The organism is Priestia aryabhattai, from assembly GCF_023715685.1.
Taxonomy (GTDB): Bacteria; Bacillota; Bacilli; order Bacillales; family Bacillaceae_H; genus Priestia; species Priestia aryabhattai_B.
The window spans coordinates 531980-547002 of record NZ_JAMBOQ010000003.1 but is presented as its reverse complement, the minus strand read 5'-3'; the positions used below and the strand labels follow the sequence as shown (position 1 = coordinate 547002).

At 39.2% G+C, this 15023-nt stretch carries 12 protein-coding genes, 1 pseudogene and 2 riboswitches; of the genes and pseudogenes, 4 read left to right on the top strand and 9 right to left on the bottom strand.

Features of this window, described 5'->3' with window-relative positions:
• Position 1: 1 nt before the first annotated feature.
• The 4 genes from ribH to M3225_RS15840 all read right to left on the bottom strand — a co-directional run bounded on the left by ribH (position 2) and on the right by M3225_RS15840 (position 4003).
• Positions 2-472, bottom strand: coding sequence for a 6,7-dimethyl-8-ribityllumazine synthase (gene ribH, locus M3225_RS15855; RefSeq protein ID WP_013056007.1), 471 nt, complete (start codon positions 470-472; stop codon positions 2-4).
• A gap of 91 nt (positions 473-563) precedes the next feature.
• Positions 564-1757, bottom strand: coding sequence for a bifunctional 3,4-dihydroxy-2-butanone-4-phosphate synthase/GTP cyclohydrolase II (locus M3225_RS15850; protein WP_251395255.1), 1194 nt, complete (start codon positions 1755-1757; stop codon positions 564-566).
• A 16-nt stretch (positions 1758-1773) separates the two neighbouring features.
• Positions 1774-2433: a riboflavin synthase gene (gene ribE, locus M3225_RS15845; protein ID WP_013056005.1), complete on the bottom strand. Its 660-nt coding sequence runs from the start codon at positions 2431-2433 to the stop codon at positions 1774-1776.
• Between the two features lie 277 nt (positions 2434-2710).
• Positions 2711-2861: riboswitch (FMN riboswitch) on the bottom strand.
• A 107-nt stretch (positions 2862-2968) separates the two neighbouring features.
• Positions 2969-4003: a YkvI family membrane protein gene (locus tag M3225_RS15840; RefSeq protein WP_251395253.1), complete on the bottom strand. Its 1035-nt coding sequence runs from the start codon at positions 4001-4003 to the stop codon at positions 2969-2971.
• Positions 4004-4347: 344 nt separating this feature from the next.
• A riboswitch (SAM riboswitch) is annotated at positions 4348-4454 on the top strand.
• Between the two features lie 107 nt (positions 4455-4561).
• On the opposite strand from M3225_RS15840, the gene M3225_RS15835 reads away from it, so the two are divergent.
• The 3 genes from M3225_RS15835 (at position 4562) to M3225_RS15825 (ending at position 10842) form a co-directional block, all read left to right on the top strand.
• Positions 4562-6400 (top strand): bifunctional homocysteine S-methyltransferase/methylenetetrahydrofolate reductase, encoded by a 1839-nt coding sequence (locus M3225_RS15835; RefSeq protein ID WP_251395251.1) that lies wholly within the window; start codon positions 4562-4564, stop codon positions 6398-6400.
• Positions 6401-9844, top strand: coding sequence for a methionine synthase (gene metH / locus M3225_RS15830; protein WP_251395249.1), 3444 nt, complete (start codon positions 6401-6403; stop codon positions 9842-9844).
• A 200-nt stretch (positions 9845-10044) separates the two neighbouring features.
• Complete coding sequence (locus M3225_RS15825) at positions 10045-10842, top strand: HAD family hydrolase (protein WP_251395247.1); 798 nt, start codon at positions 10045-10047, stop codon at positions 10840-10842.
• A 57-nt stretch (positions 10843-10899) separates the two neighbouring features.
• Here M3225_RS15825 and M3225_RS15820 read toward each other — a convergent pair whose 3' ends face one another.
• The 5 genes and pseudogenes from M3225_RS15820 to M3225_RS15800 form a co-directional block, all read right to left on the bottom strand.
• Positions 10900-11106 carry a hypothetical protein gene (locus tag M3225_RS15820; RefSeq protein WP_013055999.1) on the bottom strand — a complete coding sequence of 69 codons (207 nt, stop codon included), beginning with the start codon at positions 11104-11106 and terminating at the stop codon, positions 10900-10902.
• Between the two features lie 47 nt (positions 11107-11153).
• Positions 11154-11417 (bottom strand): hypothetical protein, encoded by a 264-nt coding sequence (locus M3225_RS15815; protein WP_013055998.1) that lies wholly within the window; start codon positions 11415-11417, stop codon positions 11154-11156.
• Between the two features lie 204 nt (positions 11418-11621).
• A pseudogene (locus M3225_RS15810) lies at positions 11622-11996 on the bottom strand (cytochrome-c oxidase).
• A gap of 174 nt (positions 11997-12170) precedes the next feature.
• On the bottom strand, positions 12171-13469 hold the full coding sequence (locus M3225_RS15805; protein WP_251395245.1) for an NCS2 family permease: 1299 nt from the start codon (positions 13467-13469) through the stop codon (positions 12171-12173).
• Positions 13470-13699: 230 nt separating this feature from the next.
• Positions 13700-13987, bottom strand: coding sequence for a hypothetical protein (locus M3225_RS15800; RefSeq protein ID WP_251395243.1), 288 nt, complete (start codon positions 13985-13987; stop codon positions 13700-13702).
• A 675-nt stretch (positions 13988-14662) separates the two neighbouring features.
• Between M3225_RS15800 and M3225_RS15795 the strand changes: the two genes are divergently transcribed.
• Entirely contained in the window at positions 14663-15022 is a 360-nt protein-coding gene (locus tag M3225_RS15795) for a YueI family protein (RefSeq protein ID WP_251395241.1), read from the top strand.
• The last annotated feature ends 1 nt before the right edge of the window (position 15023 follow it).

The following is a 15023-nucleotide window of genomic DNA, read 5'->3' as shown; positions in this document are numbered from 1 at the left end:
ATTATCCTTCAATCATTTTTGAAAGGTTAGCCATTTCGATAGCTGATGCTGCAGCTTCCCATCCTTTATTTCCTGCTTTTGTTCCTGCACGTTCAATTGCTTGCTCAATTGTTTCAGTTGTTAATACACCAAAGATAATTGGTACGCCTGTTTGTAAGCTTTGAGATGCAACGCCTTTTGCTACTTCATTACATACAAAATCAAAGTGGGGAGTAGCTCCTCGAATAACCGTTCCTAGTGTAATAACTGCATCATATTTTTTAGATTCAGCTAATTTTTTAGCGATTAATGGAATTTCATAAGCACCCGGCACCCAAGCCACGTCTACATCTTCATCAGCTACACCGTGACGTTTGAGCGCATCTTCTGCTCCACTAAGTAAACGACCTGTAATAAATTCATTAAAACGTCCTACCACAATTCCGATTTTTAATCCTGTGCCAACTAAATTTCCTTCATATAAATGATTCATCTTTTGTTCCTCCTGCTAGTATTAATATATAGTTATTTACATTTCTTTTCATGAATTAGCTTTATTTGTTATAACGAAAAAAAGTGTAAAATTATAAATGTAATAAATGACCTAATTTTTTAGCTTTTGTATCTAAGTATTTTTTATTGGCATCCACTGCCGGCATTTGAAGAGGCACTCGCTCTACCACTTCAAGGTCGTATCCTTTTAGCCCAGTAATTTTACGAGGATTATTCGTTAAAAGCTTCATTTGTTTGACTCCAAGATCTTTCAAGATTTGAGCTCCGATTCCATACTCTCGTAAATCCGCAGCAAACCCAAGTTTTTCATTCGCTTCTACGGTATCGTATCCTTCTTCCTGCAGCTTATATGCTCTTAGCTTATTTAATAAGCCAATGCCTCTGCCCTCTTGACGCATATACAGCAGAATGCCACGTCCTTCTTCTTCAATTTGTGTAAGAGCTGCGTGAAGCTGAGGACCGCAGTCACAGCGCTCAGAACCAAACACATCTCCAGTCAAACACTCAGAGTGAACGCGAACTAGAACGGGGCTATTATGATCAATATCACCTTTAATAAGAGCCACATGTTCTTTATTATCAAGTTTATTTGTATATCCTACAGCCTTAAAATCACCAAATGCCGTAGGTAAGCTCACTTCTACTTCACGGCTAATAAGCTGGTCATGTTTGCGGCGGTAGGCAATCAAATCTTTTATTGTAATCATTTTTAAATCAAATTGCTCTGCAATCTTTGTTAAATCCGGTACGCGTGCCATTGTTCCATCTTCATTCATGATTTCACAAATAACACCCGCAGGTTTCCCTCCTGCTAATACTGCTAAATCAACAGCGGCCTCTGTATGACCCGCACGCTGCAGAACGCCTCCGTCTTTTGCAATCAATGGAAAAATGTGTCCTGGGCGTTGAAAATCACTTGCTACCGTTACGTCATTTACAAGAGCCATAACGGTAGCAGAACGTTCGTATGCACTGATACCTGTTGTACTTGAAATATGATCAATACTTACTGTAAATGCTGTTCCATGTACATCCGTATTGTTTGCTACCATCGGGTGAAGATTCAATTTATGCGCAATGTCTTCATTAACAGGTGTACAAATTAATCCTCTTCCATGAGTAGCCATAAAGTTAATAACCTCAGGCGTCGTTTTTTCGGCTAATGCAATAAAATCTCCTTCATTTTCTCGATCTTCATCATCGCATACAATAACCACTTTTCCCTTTTTTAACTCTTCAATGGCTTCTTCTACTTTATGAAACATCTCTTTCACCTCACTGTTAATTTGTAAAACCATGCTGCTGCAATAAATCCTTCATATTACCTGAACGATTCGATGCGCCAGGAGTTGACTTATTAGTCATCATCTGATGCATATATTTAGCTAACATATCGCATTCAATATTCACCTTGTCTCCTCGCTGTTTGTCTCCCACGACTGTATGAAGCACCGTATGAGGAATAAGAGAAATAGTAAATGATTGGTTGCTGACATCAAAAATAGTAAGACTTGTTCCGTCTACTGAAACAGATCCTTTTAACATCATAAATTCACGAAGTTCAGGATCGACTTGAATTTCATAATAAAAGGCATTTCCTTTACGTGTTTTGCTTACAATTGTTCCAATCCCATCAACGTGTCCGCTAACGAAATGCCCTCCAAACCGGCCGTTTGCAGCCATCGCCCGTTCTAAGTTAACACGTGATCCAACGGTTAGAAGCTGAAGGGTACTTGCTTTAATTGTCTCCGGCATGACATCGACCGTAAATTCATTTTGAGAGTAAGCCGTTACGGTTAAACAAACGCCGTTAACTGAAATACTGTCCCCTAAGTTCACATCTTCTAACACGGTCTTCGCATCAATCGTAAGAACAATTGCTTCTGTGGCCTTTTGAATACGTTTTATTTTTCCAATTTCTTCAATAATACCTGTGAACATTTTCTTCACCTGCTTTGGCTCTATTCCAACTTTTTATGCCGTTTTGAAATAGCAGCTGCTTTTTTTTCATATTTATCTTTCCCCCAACCACTAAAAATAAAAAAGCCCCTTGAACAAATGTCCAAGGGGTCGGCTGAGCTGAATCAGTTTTATCTATGCAAAATTCCGCTAATTGTATACGAAATAAACAGTCGTATGTAGTGTATGAAAACAAGGGTATCCTTAAAAAGGCAAACCTGTCCCTCATTAATACAACACAAAAAAACAACTGTGCTTCCTGATCCTTCTCCCATCCAGACTTTTACTGTCGGCTCTAGATTTTAACTAGATCCACCGCTAACATACATCGTATGAAAACGGGTCACGGGCTTAAAAGCATACGCTTTATCACCGCCGGTTGGGACTTACACCCGACCCCGAAGGATAATATATTCGACTGCTATAGTCTTATTTGTTTTACATTATAGCAAAGTAAAATCGACTTGTCACATCATTTAACTTCGTTTTTTCACATCTGCTCTTTAAAATCCAACTATTAGCTTATTTTTTCTTTTTTAATACATAACATCCATACAAAAGCTAGTCCAATATAGCCAAATATCGGATACAAAAACTCAAGAAGTTGGGCATATCCGAATTGCCCAATAATAAAGCAAGCCAAGATAATAAACACAAAAGCTTGTTTATCATTCAGGGGAAGAAATGACTGAAGCTGCTTAGCGATTCCAAATACATTTCCAATCAATGTAGTAAAAATCTCACCTAACACAACTACAGTAAATAAAACATTCACCCAAGCTGAGATATTCTTAACAACGGCACTCATAGGAATATCGAGTTGAAATGAATAAGGCAAATTGGAAAGTGCAAGATGAGTAGAAACAAGCATAAACGTAAGTACACATCCTCCTATTACGGCCCCTTTTTTAATCACGCTCCTATCCTTTACGGAGCTTCCTAATGGAACCAAAACGGCCTGAGCCAAAGCAAGATTTAGGGAAATATATAAAAAGGGACTAACCGCCCACTTCCACTGTGTCACGAGCGTTAAATCTGGCTTCGTTTGAATCAGTGAGAAATAGCTGATATTTGGCACAAAGATGATAAAAGCAAATGAAAGCATCATCGGCACAACAAGAGAATTAACCATTAAAATACCGTTAATCCCTCTTGCGATAAATACATAAGTTAAAACAATTGTAAAAATCATTCCAACAGGAGGCCACAGCCCGAACTGCTCTTTTCCTATTGCCCCCGTACTCGCTAGCATGACTGAAGTTACTCCAAATAAAATGACAATCATTACACCGTTTACCACTTTTCCAAGCACATCACCAAATAAATATGTATTAAGCTGCTGATAAGAAGAAGCCCCAATTGAGTGCGAAAGCAGCATCATTTTCGAACCAAGCCAAATAAAAAACAAGCCGCTGACTAAAATTCCGACCATTCCAAGTTCCCCGTATTGTGTAAAAAATTGCACGATTTCCTTGCCTGTTGCAAAACCGGCTCCTACAACGGTGCCTACATACGTAGCAGCAACCTGCAGTGTGAGTTTCCACCTTTTCATGCCCATCACCCTTCTACCCTTCATAGTTCACTATATGTAGAAACTATAAAAAAAAGACGAGCCTTTTTACGTGTGAATTTACACATATCCTAGCGCTTTTCCCTTTTCGTTTATTTTTTATTTCGCATTTTCTTTTTGTTTTTCTCACAAAAAACCTCTTAACCCTTAACATAACAGTCATTTTCAAACAAAATATACGGATATTTTCCCTTTAGCTTTTAGATTCCCCTCAATATTTGCTGGAAATTCACAATTTACTGTTGTATAATTTCTAAAAATCAGATAAATTATTAAATAAGTATTCTTTCTATTAAAAAAAATATGTTTCAATTATATACAATTGATTCTTATCATGAGAGGTGGAGGGACTGGCCCTTTGAAACCTCAGCAACCAGTCGTTAGAGACATGGTGCTAAATCCAGCAAGCAATTTATTGCTTGGAAGATAAGAAGGCGAAAAAAGTCTTCTTCTTAAGAAGACTTTTTCTATTTTATCGGCATATTGCATAAAACGAATCACTCGTGAAATAGAAGCGGAACAATTTAAGGAGGTTTTGACATGGGGTTACTTGAAGATTTAAAGTCTAAAATTTTAATTGGGGATGGTGCCACTGGTACCCTCCTTTACTCACACGGTATTGACAGCTGCTTTGAAGAACTAAACATCACCAAACCAGAAGAGGTTTCTCGTATTCACAGAGCCTATGTAGAAGCAGGTGCAAACGTTATTCAAACGAACACTTACGCTGCTAATTATCAAAAACTTGCTCGTTATGGATTAGAAGATTCGGTCAAAGACATCAATGTTGCCGGTGTAAAGTTGGCGAAACAAGCTGTAAAAGACCAGGCTTACGTTGTTGGTACACTCGGCGGAATTCGTTCTTTCCAAAAAAACGCTATTAGTTTAGAAGAGGTTAAGCGAAGCATTCGCGAACAAATGTTTTGGCTTTTAAATGAAGGCGTGGATGGCCTTTTATTTGAAACATACTATGATTTCGAAGAATTAAAGACCGTTCTTACACTGGCAAGAAAAGAAACGGATAAGCCTATTATTACCCACGTTTCCCTGCATGATATTGGCGTATTACAAGATGGCCGTCCTTTAGCAGATGCGTTAAAAGAATTAGAAGACTTAGGAGCAGATGTCGTAGGACTCAACTGCCGCTTGGGTCCTTATCATATGATTCGGTCTCTTGAAGAAGTACCGCTTCCTGATCGTGCTTTCTTATCTGCTTACCCTAACGCCAGCCTTCCGGCGTATGTGGAAGGAAAATTGGAATATGAAACGAATGAAGACTACTTTGTAGAAAGCGCGCGTTTATTCCGTGAACAAGGTGTTCGCTTAATTGGAGGATGCTGCGGTACAACACCAGCTCACGTACGTGCGATGTCGTCTGCCTTAAAAGACCAGCCTCCGATTACAAGTAAAGTGGTTAAAATGAGACCAGCCGTTACGGTTCAAGAGCGTGAACAGCAGGATAAACCTCATATGCATGAAATTGTGAAGAAGCGCCGCTCGGTTATCGTCGAGCTAGATCCACCTAAACAGCTTGGTCCGACGAAATTTTTAGAAGGCGCAAAAGCACTTGATAAAGTTGGCGTAGATGCTATTACATTAGCTGATAATTCTCTTGCCTCACCTCGCATCAGCAACTTGGCAATGGCAACATTGATGCAGCAAGAAACAAAGGCCCGACCGCTTATTCATATTACATGTCGCGACCGAAATTTAATTGGACTTCAATCTCATTTAATGGGACTTCATACATTAGGAATGAATCAAGTACTTGCGATTACCGGTGATCCGTCAAAAGTTGGCGATTTCCCTGGCGCCACTTCGGTCTACGATTTATCTTCATTTGACTTGATTAGTTTAATCGCTCAGTTTAATGAAGGACTATCTTATTCCGGCAAACCGCTTGGTCAAAAAACCAATTTTTCCATCGCAGCTGCCTTTAACCCAAATGTGCGTCACTTAGACCGAGCAGTTCAGCGTTTGGAAAAGAAAATCGACTGCGGGGCTCATTATTTCATTACTCAGCCTCTCTATTCAACCAAGCAAATTGAAGAAGTATATGAAGCAACCAAACATTTAACAACACCGGTATACATCGGGATCATGCCGTTAACAAGCGCAAGAAATGCTCGATTTATTCACCATGAAGTACCTGGAATTAAATTATCAGAAGATATTCTAGAGCGAATGGACGCAACAGGAAATGACCGGATTCGCGGTGAAGTCGAAGGTCTTGCAATTGCAAAACACTTAATTGATACAGCATATGAGCTATTTGACGGTATTTACTTAATTACGCCGTTTATGCGTTATGAAATGACCGAAATTCTAACACGCTATATTCATGACAAGCAACTCGTTACATCAGAAAGGAAGATATAAATGAGCTCACTTATCGAACAACAACTAAAGAAGCGAATACTCGTCATCGATGGAGCAATGGGAACGATGATTCAAGATGCTGATTTAACCGCTGAAGATTTTGGCGGCGAAGAATATGAAGGTTGCAACGAATATTTGACTCGAACGGCGCCTCATGTGATTCAGCGCATTCATGAAGAGTACTTTGCAGCAGGTGCTGATATTATTGAAACCAATACGTTTGGCTCAACATCTACCGTACTTGATGAATACGATTTAGGGCACCTAGCGTATGAATTGAATATCGAAGCTGTGAAGCTTGCTTGTGCAGCCCGCGATAAATATTCAACTCCCGAATGGCCTAGGTTCGTAGCTGGAGCTATCGGCCCTACAACTAAAACGCTCTCTGTTACCGGAGGTATTACATTCCCTGAGTTAGTAGAATCGTACGAAGAGCAAGTTCGGGGTTTGTTAGACGGCGGAGTTGACTTACTTCTAGTCGAAACATGTCAAGACATGCTGAACGTAAAAGCTGCGTTTTTAGGCATTACAGCTGCGTTTGAAAAACTGAAAACAGAAGTTCCAATTATGATTTCAGGAACGATTGAGCCAATGGGAACAACTTTGGCTGGTCAAGATATCGAATCTTTTTATTTATCATTGGAGCATATGAAGCCTCTTTCAGTCGGACTTAACTGCGCAACAGGTCCTGAATTTATGACGGATCATATTCGCTCTCTTTCAGACCTAGCCACTTCAGCTGTTAGCTGTTATCCAAACGCTGGACTTCCAGATGAAGAAGGTAATTATCACGAATCCCCTGAGCTGCTGGCTCAAAAAATTAAGGGGTTTGCTGATAAAGGCTGGCTAAACTTCGTAGGCGGATGTTGTGGTACAACGCCTGCTCATATTAAAGCACTGGCTGAAGCGGTAAAAGAGGTTGCTCCTCGTTCGCTTGATCGCTCCGAGCATAACCATGCTGTAACTGGTATCGAACCACTTGTATATGACGATTCTATGCGCCCTCTTTTTGTGGGAGAACGTACGAATGTAATCGGTTCTCGCAAGTTCAAGCGTCTGATCGCGGAAGGAAAAATTGAAGAAGCATCTGAAATTGCGCGTGCTCAGGTTAAAAATGGTGCTCACGTTATTGATATTTGCTTAGCAGATCCAGACCGTGAAGAAATGGAAGACATGGAGGAATTTATTCAAGAAGTTGTCAAAAAAGTGAAGGTTCCTCTTGTAATCGATTCAACCGACGAGAAGGTTATTGAAAAAGCTTTAACGTACTCACAAGGTAAGGTCATTATTAACTCCATTAACTTAGAAGATGGTGAAGAGCGTTTTGATGCAATCTTACCGCTAGTAAAAAAATTCGGTGCTGCTCTGGTTGTCGGTACAATCGATGAAACAGGCATGGCCGTTACTGCAGAACGAAAAGTAGAGATTGCTAAACGCTCACATGATTTACTTGTTGAAAAACATGGCTTTAATCCAAAAGATATTATTTTTGACCCTCTTGTGTTTCCTGTAGGGACTGGTGATGAACAATATATTGGTTCTGCTGAAGAGACAGTTAAAGGAATTAAAATGATTAAAGAAGCCCTGCCTGATTGCCTGACCATTCTTGGCGTAAGTAACGTGTCATTCGGTCTTCCTCCAGTCGGACGTGAAGTACTAAATGCCGTTTACCTTTATCACTGTACGCAGGCTGGACTCGATTATGCCATTGTTAATACAGAAAAATTAGAGCGCTATGCTTCTATTCCAGAAGCTGAAATTGAGCTTGCTAATGCTTTATTATTTAACACAACTGATGAAACGCTAAGCACGTTTACCAACTTTTATCGTGATAAAAAGAAAGAAGCAAAAGTAGAAATTTCTACGTTAACACTCGAAGAACGATTAGCAATGTATATTGTCGAAGGTACTAAAGAAGGATTGCTTCCTGATTTAGAACAGGCTTTAGCTCAATATGATGATCCGTTAGATATTATTAACGGACCGCTTATGGACGGGATGGCGGAAGTCGGACGTTTGTTTAATGACAACCAGCTGATTGTGGCAGAAGTGCTTCAAAGTGCGGAAGTTATGAAAGCCTCCGTCGCCTTTTTAGAACCTCATATGGAAGCAACTGAAAATGATTCTGGAAAAGGCAAAGTTATTCTTGCGACGGTTAAAGGTGACGTGCACGATATCGGTAAAAACTTAGTAGACATCATTTTAAGCAACAATGGTTTTAAAGTAATTGATTTAGGTATTAAAGTAACGCCGCAGCAGCTGATTGAAGCAGTAAAAGAAGAAAAGCCAGACATCATTGGCTTGTCAGGTCTTCTAGTAAAATCAGCTCAGCAAATGGTTTTGACTGCACAAGATTTAACACAATCAAGCATTGATGTTCCAATTATGGTAGGAGGCGCTGCCCTTTCCCGTAAATTTACTGACTTTAAAATCGCCCCGGAATATGAAGGTGCGGTCCTCTACGCCAAAGATGCGATGGACGGATTAGCGTTAGCAAATAAGCTGCAGAACAAAGAAGAAGTTATTCAGCTTTTAGAAGATTTAAAAACGCGGCAAGAAAAGAAAGTAACGGTTCGAGAACGCCAGCCTCAAACAGCTCAAGCAGCTACGGCTGTTTTAGAAAGATCCGCCATTTCAACGGACGCTCCTGTTTTTGTACCGGCTGATTTAAAGCGGCACGTTGTCAAACACTACGATTTGGCACAGGTTCTTCCCTATATTAACTGGCAGATGCTTTTAGGCCATCACTTAGGGCTAAAAGGAAAAGTGAATAAGCTGCTTGCTGAAAAAGACGAGCGTGCTGTTCAATTAAAAGAAACCGTTGATGACCTGCTCGAACTGGCACTAAAAGAAAACTTAATTAAGCCAGCGGTTATTTATCAGTTCTTCCCTGCTCAAGCAGACGGAAATGATTTAATTATTTATGATCCTGCTGATGAAAAAACAGAAATTGAACGATTTACCTTCCCTCGACAAGCAAAAGGACAGTTCCTGTGCTTATCTGATTTTGCAAAGCCTAAAGAAAAAGAGATGGACTATGTATGTTTCTTCTCTGTAACAGCAGGAACAGGCATTCGCGAACGCGCAGCGAAATTCAAAGAAAACGGCGAGTTTTTAAAGAGTCACGTGTTCCAAGCTCTTGCGCTTGAATTAGCCGAAGGATTAGCAGAACGTGTTCATCAGCAAATTCGTGACCGCTGGGGATTCCCCGATTCGCCTGACTTTACAATGGCGGAGCGTTTCTCAGCCAAATACCAAGGTCAGCGTTTTTCATTCGGATATCCTGCATGTCCAGACCTTGAAGACCAAGCAAAACTGTTTAAATTAATTAAACCTGAAGACATCGGCATTCAGTTAACAGACGGTTTCATGATGGAACCAGAGGCTTCTGTTACAGCCCTTGTTTTTGCACATCCTGAAGCGAAATATTTTAACGTATTGTAAAACATGGCCGCGGTCTTTTAGACTGCGGCTGTTTTTTACAGTGAATAAACAAAAAAATAGTTTATACAAACTTTTTGAATTCACCGCTGGTTTGAGCTTTTTTTATGAGTTTCTTGGGAAACACTGATAGAATAAGGAATGTAATAAATTTGTAAAGCTCTTATCACAGCAGATTTTTTAGGGAAAGGAATTTTCAAGCAATGATTAAGTTATTTGTAAGCGACTTAGATGGCACTCTTTTACACGAAGAAAAATACGTAGAACAGCATAATGCAGACGCACTTAGTGAACTTCAGCGCCAAGGAGTAGAGGTTTGTCTTGCTTCTGGAAGAATGGATACGGAAATTTTAAAAATTTCTACCGATATTAATAATACATTTCATCGTATTAGCCAAAACGGAGGATTTGTGTGGACCAAAGAAAATCAAGAACTTCATGGAAAAGTGTTTGAAGATGATTTAGCGGTTCAACTTTATAAAAAAACGATAGATCCTAACCGTATTACGCTTGTCTGTTCAAACGATACGAATTATGTAGAGCAGCGAAATGAAATTATTGAAGCGATTGAAACTCACATGTTTTTCCCTATCGAAGAACAAATTGAAATGACGGATTCATTTGGTCACGCTCTTTCTCCATCTAAAATCACGGTTCTTGGAGATCATGATGAAATGGTAGCTCTGCAAAAAGAGGTGAACGAAGAGTTTGGTGATTATATTGATACATATATTTCTGCCAAGCAGTGTTTGGATATTATGCCTAAACATATCAGCAAAGGAAATGCCATTGAAATTTTATTAAATCATCTTCAGCTAAAACCAGAGGAAATTGCATGTGTGGGGGATTCATTTAATGATATTCCTATGTTTCAATTAACGCCGAACAGTTTCGCTATGGCTACAGCTCCTGAAGCTGTTCAGCGCCACGCCTCTACTGTTGTGTCATCGGTTAGTGAAGCAGCGCGTATTGTTTTAGAAAAAAATAAGCAAACAACCTAAAAAAAGCGGTCAACGTTTAAATTGACCGCTTTTATCTATTTAATAAGAAAACGGTATTTATTTTTTTCGTAAAGAACGAAAAAATTCACCTAAGCTTTTTTGCTTCCCATCTGCATGCTCTCCGTGATTAACCAAGCTGCTGATTCTTTCTCGTCGAACAACAACCATAATAAGAGTGGCAAAAAAGATAATGGAAACGGCAATGACAACCAGTGCAAGAACGGATGCTACAATAGCTTCAGAAGTCGTTAGTGACGATAGCATCTGCCTCGTACACCTCCATTTCGTTTGTGGCGAAAAGGAGCTAGCAATTAGAAATGTAAATAATCTTTTTTCTCAGCTTGATGCATGTTATTATACACCATTTTCATTTTAGAAGCTGTAGCTTTTAAAGACGTAGATGAATCCACATCTTCGGCTAACATGATGTTTACTAAGTCAACCACAGAACGAGACAACAACTCTACATTATTTTGCAACTCTAATTCGTCATAAGTCGTACGGTCTTGAAGACGAAGTCGAATAATTTCATTTGCTAGCTCCCTAACACGCACTAATTGTTGATGTTCTCCCATAGTATCTCCGCCGCAAGAAACTTATAATCAGCCCTTTTATTGGCTTTTATAAGAGCTAGAAATCCCTGCAGCTTACCCCTCCTTATAAAGATGCCTAGCACACCTTTATGTAAATCACAGTTTCAAGTTGTTTACATGTATATTCGCTATAGATGGTTCTTTTTCCTTTTGAAATTAGCAACCATCATCAACGACCTTCTTCGTTTATCGTTCAGATTTCAAATTTTTAAGGATGTGATACACGAAAATTAAAAAGCCAATAGCAGTAAGTGTTGCTCCTACTGCCACTACGGGTGTAAAAGCTTGGTTTTCTAGTACAATCATGAAAAATAAACCAATCATCATGACCGGTAATCCTATATTGTGCAACCATACGTGCAGTTTGGCTAATTTACTTTCGCTAAACGCAGGAAACAACTAATAAATAAGTCCCGCTAACGTAAGCGACGTCCACCCTAACAAATTGATGTGAACATGAACAGGTGCCAAAGCGTAGCTGTGAACAATTGATATATAATGCCCCAATATGATGCCAATTCCAAAATAAACGGCTGATATTTTAATTAATTTAATTCCCATCGTTTTCTCCCTCTTATATCCCCCTCCGACTTCTGTACTACTTTACGCAGAAAACGTCATTTTAGAAGCGACAGATTAGCCAAAGGACACAAAATACGGAGTATGATATCTAAAAAGAGGATTCTTCACCTCAAACACAAAAAACAGCTGAGCAAAAGTACTCAGCTGTCTATTTTAAGCAATATAATGCAACACAAAATTCAAGAAAAACAATAGCGCGCTTACATACATGAACATCGATACTTCACGCATTTTACCAAGGAATAATTTAAGCAGTGGATACGCAATGAACCCAAATGCAATTCCATCAGCAATGCTGTACGTAAGAGGAATAAGCGCAATAATTAAAAATGCAGGGAAACCTTCTGTTAAGTCCTGTAAATTGATGTTTTTGATATTTTGAATCATCAATGCTCCAATAACAATGAGAATAGGTGCAATAGCACTATCTGGAACCAGCTTGATAAATGGAATAAACAGAAGTGAACTTAAAAATAAAACTCCTGTAATCAGCGATGTTAAACCCGTTCGCCCTCCAGCTGCAATACCAGATGCTCCTTCTACGGAAGACACCGTTGGACTTGTTCCAAACACACCGCTTAGCAAAGCTGAGGCGGCTGTTGCTTGAAAGGCCCGCGGAAATTTGCTATCTTGATTCATCATACCTAGCTGACCATGCAGCAAACCGATATTTTCAAAAATCAATACCATTGTTAATGAAAATACAGCTGCCCAAAACGCAATGTCTCCAATAGCTCCAAAAGACAATGTGCCAAAGCTACTAAAGAAGTCGTTCACGCTCGCAGCGGACTGTCCTTTTTCTGCACCGCTTCTGACACCAAGTAGGAAGGCAAGGACTGATCCAGCAATCATGCTTAACAAAAAGTTACCTTTCACATTTCGGATAAACAGTACGATTGTGATAATTAACGTCAACAACGTACTGATAACAAACGGGTCCGACAAGTCTCCAAGTGCTACAAAAGTGGTTTCGCTTGGAACTACAAGCTTCCCTTTTTGCAAACCGATAAACGTTAAAAATAAGCCAACGCCGACTGTTATCGCTTCTTTTAGCGAATGTGGAATCGACGAGACAATTTTGGCAGACAATCGTGAAAAAGCTAATGCTATAAAAAGAAAGCCAGATATCACTACTGCTAATAACCCTTCTTGCCAAGATAACCCCATTGATTGAACCATCGTATACGTAAACAATGCATTAATCCCCATACCTGGCACCAGAATGAGAGGCGCATTTGCCCAAAAAGCCATAATAACACAGCCTACAAAAGCCGAAGCCACTGTCGCAAATATTCCTGCTTCAAGCGGAATACCGGCATCAGACAAAATGGTTGAATTAACAGCAATAATATACACGATGGAAAGAAATGAAATGACCCCAGCTAAGCTTTCTTTTCCGACAGTTGTTTGGTGGTCGTTTAAACGAAACAACTTTTCAAATAATGCGTTCAATCTAATTTCCTTCTTTTCATCTATCCCTCGCCCACCCAGTGACCAAAAATGCCACCGAAGTTATTATAGCAAAATCAACAATTGTTGCAAGGAAAACTTGTCTCCTTTAGCTTAAGCGTTCATTCCTTATTTAAAACTGTTATCATTTTCTAAATGTAACGTCTTGCATTCATTCTATATATACCTTGGATTGGACATAATAAAAGAGCGCTTTATCAGCGCTCACTGTTTTAATAATAAGGATAATATGGTGGGTACGGCGGGTAATATGGTGCTGGATAACCGTAATAACCTGGACCTCCTAATGCACTTCCGAGAACTAACCCTCCAAGGAATGGAGCAGCTCCAAAGCCCCAACCCCAAGGGCGACCAAAACCGAAGCCGAACCCCGGACGGCCGAAACCAAAACCAGGACGACCGAAACCAAAACCTGGGCGACCGAAACCGAATCCTGGACGGCCAAAGCCTCCAAAACCACCGAATGGTCTTCTTATGTCATTAACATCAAATTCTTGCATGATACATGCCTCCTCAAGTTATATTTCATTCTCTTTATTACATATGTTATTCACCCACTTCTTGCATAGGCAATCGCCTCTTTTTTTGTGATTTCTTAAAAAATATTCCTTTTCTACCACGGCGTTAGGATTGAACAAGCGTACAGACATATATTTTTTCGGACTTTAAAACATACTACATGTAACTTATGTAAGATAAGAGAGATGAAATGAGGAATGTACCTTTATAACTTTCAGCAGCTGCTACAATGAGGAATAAACATAATATGAACGCATAAAAAGAACGCTCAACAAAAATGTTGACCGTTCTTCTTATGAAAATACATAGCGATTTTTTATTAATTTATCTGACCCTTTGCTTGACCGTATATGCCCTAAAGCTATATAATCCCCTTTTTATACAATACGCTTTGAACATAAAATCATAGGAGCGTCTCCCCAAACGCTGCTATGTATGTATATCTGTAATCGCTTACAAACCTTTAATAAAAAACCGATATGATTTTCTATCTATTTACATTAAACAATATTTTGGACTAAATTTCAACACATTTTTTGTTTTTCTTTGTACTCAGCAAAAAAACAGGTGATATAGCACAGTGATTTTCCTTTTTTCTTGTCCCTTTTACTTATACACATAATCGTTTATAGTTTATAACGAAAGGAAGTGAGGTAATGTCTGATCAACTAGAAGAATACTTAGAACGAGGGATGTATGGAGCAAAGGAAACAAAAAGAGACGAACGAAGATATTTCTTAACTGCTCTACGTGAGAATATTGAAATTGCGCTAAAAAAAGGGCAAGTCATGAAAAAGGATACAGCAAAAATAAAGCCTATTTTAAAAAAAGTGAAGGGCGGTCATTTGTTTTTAAATGGCACCTTGTCTTATTCATACCTCTCCCCTTATATTCAAGCTGCTAACGAATACAAAGTGCCTTTTACCATCGTTCAGAACTTAGAAGCTACTACTGACATTGGTCTAGTTTTAACAGGTTCTGAAGGCAGTCTGGAACGCGATATCTTTTTAGACTAAA

What these genes read in the sequence shown, in the direction of transcription:
- ribH (WP_013056007.1), bottom strand. Translation starts at nt 472, where the DNA reads ATGAATCATTTATATGAAGGAAATTTAGTTGGCACAGGATTAAAAATC.
- M3225_RS15850 (WP_251395255.1), bottom strand. Translation starts at nt 1,757, where the DNA reads ATGTTTCATAAAGTAGAAGAAGCCATTGAAGAGTTAAAAAAGGGAAAA.
- ribE (WP_013056005.1), bottom strand. Translation starts at nt 2,433, where the DNA reads ATGTTCACAGGTATTATTGAAGAAATTGGAAAAATAAAACGTATTCAA.
- M3225_RS15840 (WP_251395253.1), bottom strand. Translation starts at nt 4,003, where the DNA reads ATGAAAAGGTGGAAACTCACACTGCAGGTTGCTGCTACGTATGTAGGC.
- M3225_RS15835 (WP_251395251.1), top strand. Translation starts at nt 4,562, where the DNA reads ATGGGGTTACTTGAAGATTTAAAGTCTAAAATTTTAATTGGGGATGGT.
- metH (WP_251395249.1), top strand. Translation starts at nt 6,401, where the DNA reads ATGAGCTCACTTATCGAACAACAACTAAAGAAGCGAATACTCGTCATC.
- M3225_RS15825 (WP_251395247.1), top strand. Translation starts at nt 10,045, where the DNA reads ATGATTAAGTTATTTGTAAGCGACTTAGATGGCACTCTTTTACACGAA.
- M3225_RS15820 (WP_013055999.1), bottom strand. Translation starts at nt 11,106, where the DNA reads ATGCTATCGTCACTAACGACTTCTGAAGCTATTGTAGCATCCGTTCTT.
- M3225_RS15815 (WP_013055998.1), bottom strand. Translation starts at nt 11,417, where the DNA reads ATGGGAGAACATCAACAATTAGTGCGTGTTAGGGAGCTAGCAAATGAA.
- M3225_RS15800 (WP_251395243.1), bottom strand. Translation starts at nt 13,987, where the DNA reads ATGCAAGAATTTGATGTTAATGACATAAGAAGACCATTCGGTGGTTTT.
- M3225_RS15795 (WP_251395241.1), top strand. Translation starts at nt 14,663, where the DNA reads ATGTCTGATCAACTAGAAGAATACTTAGAACGAGGGATGTATGGAGCA.